General features: G+C 55.1%; 4 protein-coding genes and 1 pseudogene. 1 reads left to right on the top strand and 4 read right to left on the bottom strand.

Features of this window, described 5'->3' with window-relative positions; genetic code table 11:
* Positions 1 to 561, top strand: a pseudogene (locus VKV18_RS08500) (hypothetical protein); the annotation flags it as partial.
* On the opposite strand, the gene VKV18_RS08495 reads toward VKV18_RS08500, so the two are convergent.
* From VKV18_RS08495 to VKV18_RS08480, 4 genes are all read right to left on the bottom strand, one after another.
* The gene (locus VKV18_RS08495; RefSeq protein ID WP_324203776.1) at positions 558 to 1,322 is read right to left on the bottom strand and encodes a nucleotidyltransferase family protein; all 765 of its coding nucleotides are present in this window, start codon (positions 1,320 to 1,322) and stop codon (positions 558 to 560) included. The pseudogene VKV18_RS08500 and the gene VKV18_RS08495 overlap by 4 nt on opposite strands.
* The gene (gene ispE, locus VKV18_RS08490) at positions 1,319 to 2,233 is read right to left on the bottom strand and encodes a 4-(cytidine 5'-diphospho)-2-C-methyl-D-erythritol kinase (RefSeq protein ID WP_324203775.1); all 915 of its coding nucleotides are present in this window, start codon (positions 2,231 to 2,233) and stop codon (positions 1,319 to 1,321) included. The genes VKV18_RS08495 and ispE overlap by 4 nt, the downstream gene beginning before the upstream one ends.
* A complete protein-coding gene (locus VKV18_RS08485) occupies positions 2,230 to 3,528 on the bottom strand; it encodes a hypothetical protein (RefSeq protein ID WP_324203774.1) in 1,299 nt (432 codons plus the stop codon). The genes ispE and VKV18_RS08485 overlap by 4 nt, the downstream gene beginning before the upstream one ends.
* Positions 3,528 to 3,741 (bottom strand): tetratricopeptide repeat protein (locus tag VKV18_RS08480; RefSeq protein ID WP_324203773.1); only part of this gene is annotated, 214 nt, incomplete at its 5' end. The genes VKV18_RS08480 and VKV18_RS08485, both read right to left, overlap by 1 nt.

The raw sequence follows: 3,741 nt of genomic DNA, 5'->3' as shown, positions 1-3,741 counted from the left end.
CGAAGATACAAAGATTATCGCAAATATCGCCCTCAGCTACGCAAAGATTTCCGATTTTGCTGCGCATATTGCACTCTCCACGAAACCATGGTAGGAGGCGAGGCTAACTACTGCATCGATCATTTTCGACCGATTCGAGGGCTTTATCCCCATCCTGACCTAGAATGCGAATATACCAACCTCTACTGGGCCTGTAGGGAATGTAATGAAAACAAAGGGGCTATCTGGCCCTCACCAGAGCAGATAGCGGATGGTCTCTATTTCATCGATCCCTGTACTCCTGAAGGCGATCATGACCTTCATTGGAAAACGGAACCGAACGGCACCTTAGTCTCAAAGACGCGAGCAGGCGAATATACTATCGAGAAGCTAAAACTGTGGAGAGAACTGCTTGTCTTTCGAAGAAAAGAGATATATAGATGGCGTGAAGAGTTGAATATGCTTATAACTATTCTGCAGCGCAAACAGCTTGGAGAGCGGAAAACAGAGATCGAAAGTCGGATAGCGGAGCTTCAAGAACGGTTGAACCCTCCTGCTTTCAATAGGCCTCGAAACTTCTAAGCTCTCTTTTCGCGCTCCACAAGACCGCGAAAATCCTCGGGTTTGTCGAGATCGGTCGCCAATTCCGGATGTTCCGAATGCAGTGCGCGGGCCGGACTGCCGAGCAAGTTGGAAACTCGCGTTTCCAACCACGATACGGTTAACAGCGAGGGAAAGAGGGTCTGTGAAAGAAGCAATCGTAGCAAGGCAGAAGCGCCGAGAAGCTGCGCCAAGCGAAGAGGGCTTTTTCGAGCCGCGTAGGCCGACGCGATTCTATCTTGCTGGGTGAGAAGCGCCGTAGGCGCAATAAGGGCTAAGTTGCCCCCCGTAAAAACGCCCTCGCTTAGCCGTAAAGAGGTACGACGTATATTCGGAAACCGCTCATAACAGAGAGAAACCGGCACAATAGGCCAAATAAAACCGGCACGCTCGCGCTTTGCAAGCTGCAGCGAGTCTTCTATAAACCGCAAAACAACATTTCCGGTGAGAAAGGGCAGGTCACACGTAGAGACCAGAACGAAAGGCTCCTCCTTAAAAAAAGACAGCCCCGCAAAAAGGTTCGTAACGAAATCGCCGTGATCGGGCAGAATATGATAGGCGGCACTCGCAGGCATATCCCCCACAACACAAAGAGACTTTATGCCGGCCTCCTGCATCGCTTCTACCACATGCTCCAACAGGGTTTTGCCGTTGACAACGGCGAGGGCACGATGAGGGCAGCCTATCACCGCCTGCAGTTCCGGTTTGGCCTTACCACCGGCCAAAATCACAACAGGGATCATTCCTCCTCCATGAGGCGCAGTTGATGAAAACGTTCGCGCGTGAGCGTGTGGGTAACGTAGACGTGGGAGTAGCGTTTGCCGAGCAACTCGGCACCGCGTAAGGCAGCGCCTTGATCGGCGAAAACGCCGTAGAGAGCGGAACCGCTGCCGCAAAGATGGGTTTGCAGCGCTCCGGCCATCTGCATTTCATCCGCAAGCCAGGCCAGCTGTGGGTAGGCTTCAAAAACCACCTGCTCGAAGTCATTACACTGAAAGGCCATCGCTCGCTCAAAATCCCCGTGAAGAATCGCCTCCTCCATACGCTTCGTGGCCCGATGGGAACGGCGATCGGGCCGGGCGTCGAGCGCTTCATAAGCCCATTTTGTCGAGATGCCGATATCCGGCTTCACTATGACCAACCAAAAGGGCGGGATATCGGGCAGAGGGGTAAGCTGCTCACCACGTCCTCGGGCCACCACGGTGCCACCTAAAAGAAAGAAGGGGACATCGGAACCCAGTTCCTGAGCGCACTCATGAAGCTCTTGTGGGCTAAGCGGAAGTCGCAAAAAACGCTGAATCGCCCATAAGGTCGTTGCCGCATCGCTGCTGCCACCTCCTAAACCGGCTTGCGAAGGCACTCGCTTTTGTAAATGAAGCGATAAACCGCCCGAAGACGCACACCCTTTCTGCTCGGCCCGCTCCCAAAGGAGTTGCGCGGCTCGAAAAACTAAATTGCTTGAGTCGGTCGGCACCTCTATTTGATCGGGTGCTTCACACGTAAAGCGAATGCCAGAGGCCTCCGAGGGCAGCAGCGTAAGAAGATCATGCAGCGCAATGCTCTGCATAACGGTGGCAAGCGAATGATAGCCATCGGCACGCTTGCTGAACACGTCTAGCGTAAGGTTAATTTTAGCGAAACAGCGTATCTTCATGGGGTCTGAAAGCGCAATGCATCGCTGATCGTGAGACTTGGTGCGAGCGCAAAAAGTCGAAAGTTCACCACGAGTGAGGCCTTTGCCAGAATAAGCGGATCGCCGCCGTCGGCTTGCCATTCTGGGGCGATAATGGAGACATCGGCGGCGCTACCCTGATGGCATGCCCATCGCAGGTTTGTCAACGGCGCTGCAGCAGCGATAATGCCGCTTGTTACGACACCGGAATGATAGGCCGCCACCAGAGGCGTTTGCTCCAGTGGATTGGGGTCGTCCTGGTTGAGAACCAAAGGTGTGCCGTTGGCCGGAGGAGGTGCAAACGTGTTTGGGATAAGCAACCGCGGCAGCTGCAACGCGCGGAGACGTAGATTGGCGCGCGCAACGAGCCGGAGGCTACAGGCTACTGAGGCTGTATTTGGCTGAACGGTAAAGCTTATCTCCGCATGCCAAAGCCTTCCCACGGAACCTACAAGGGTAAGGGTTGCGCTCGTTTTGGAGTTTTGCACACGGGTGTTTTCCCAATAAAACGCATGCCACCACGGTTCTATCGCATCCTCGGCAGAGCAGACCCGAAGGAGAGGCCATGCCATGCCCGCCATCTGCCACTCCAAACCGTTGCGCGTTGAAAGCAACAAAAGCGGTCGCCCGTCCTGCGTACGCACCAGACGTAGCCCTATGCGATTTGCGCCTACCCAAGCCCCCTGGGCATCTACTCCCGCAGCCGGTGCCTTCTGGGTAGGTAAGGGAGAACCGAAGTGAGGCACTCCTTGCAGAGGAGGTGGTGCTGTGGAGGCGATCTGAAGCACCGTAGGCACCTCTCCTGCCGGTGTCTGCGCCGATTGGAGGATGGCCGAAGCCAGCATGGGCCCCTCCCCTGTAGGAGCAAGCCGCCACCGATAGACCACGGACTGATGCGGTGCTAACGCCGGAAGAAGGGGGGTGATGTCGCCAGAGGTATAGTCTAGACCGGATAGGGCAAGACAGCGCAACTGCAGGCTGTTGGCCGGAACCGGGCTATCTCCCCTATTACAGACCACACACATCAGTACCACATCTCCCTCTTCGGAGGGATTCAGCAAATCCTCTCCAAAATAGAGCAGCTTTACATCGGGCTTTGCAGTTGCCGTGGGGGCCGTTTGCAATATGGCCGGCCCGCTGCAGGTTGCCGATACCCCTAGCAACATTCCCCAAAGGGTAAGGCATACGATGGCAACCGGTTTACCGAAGAGCTGTGTCCAAGAAGTTTGTCTGAGGCGTGATACACCCTTTCCACGTTCCGATCGGGGCAGTGCCACTACTTCTCTCCTGAAAGGCGTTTGAGATTCGCTCTGGCCGGTCGGTTTTTGGGGTCCATCTCCACCGCCTTGCGATAGGCGGCCAGCGCCTGATCTTTTTTGCCTAAACGCTCGTAGACCACGCCCAAATTGTTGTAGGCATCGGCAAATTTCGGATTCAGTTGAATCGCGTGCTGAAAAGCGTCCAGCGCCTCCTGCAACTTGTCCTCCTTC

Origin of the sequence: Chthonomonas sp. (assembly GCF_035294505.1) — a bacterium.
Classification (GTDB): domain Bacteria; phylum Armatimonadota; class Chthonomonadetes; order Chthonomonadales; family Chthonomonadaceae; genus Chthonomonas.
The sequence above is the reverse complement of the archived record's forward strand: the minus strand, read 5'-3'. Positions and strand labels throughout refer to the sequence as shown.

What these genes read in the sequence shown, in the direction of transcription:
- VKV18_RS08495 (WP_324203776.1), bottom strand. Translation starts at nt 1,322, where the DNA reads ATGATCCCTGTTGTGATTTTGGCCGGTGGTAAGGCCAAACCGGAACTG.
- ispE (WP_324203775.1), bottom strand. Translation starts at nt 2,233, where the DNA reads ATGAAGATACGCTGTTTCGCTAAAATTAACCTTACGCTAGACGTGTTC.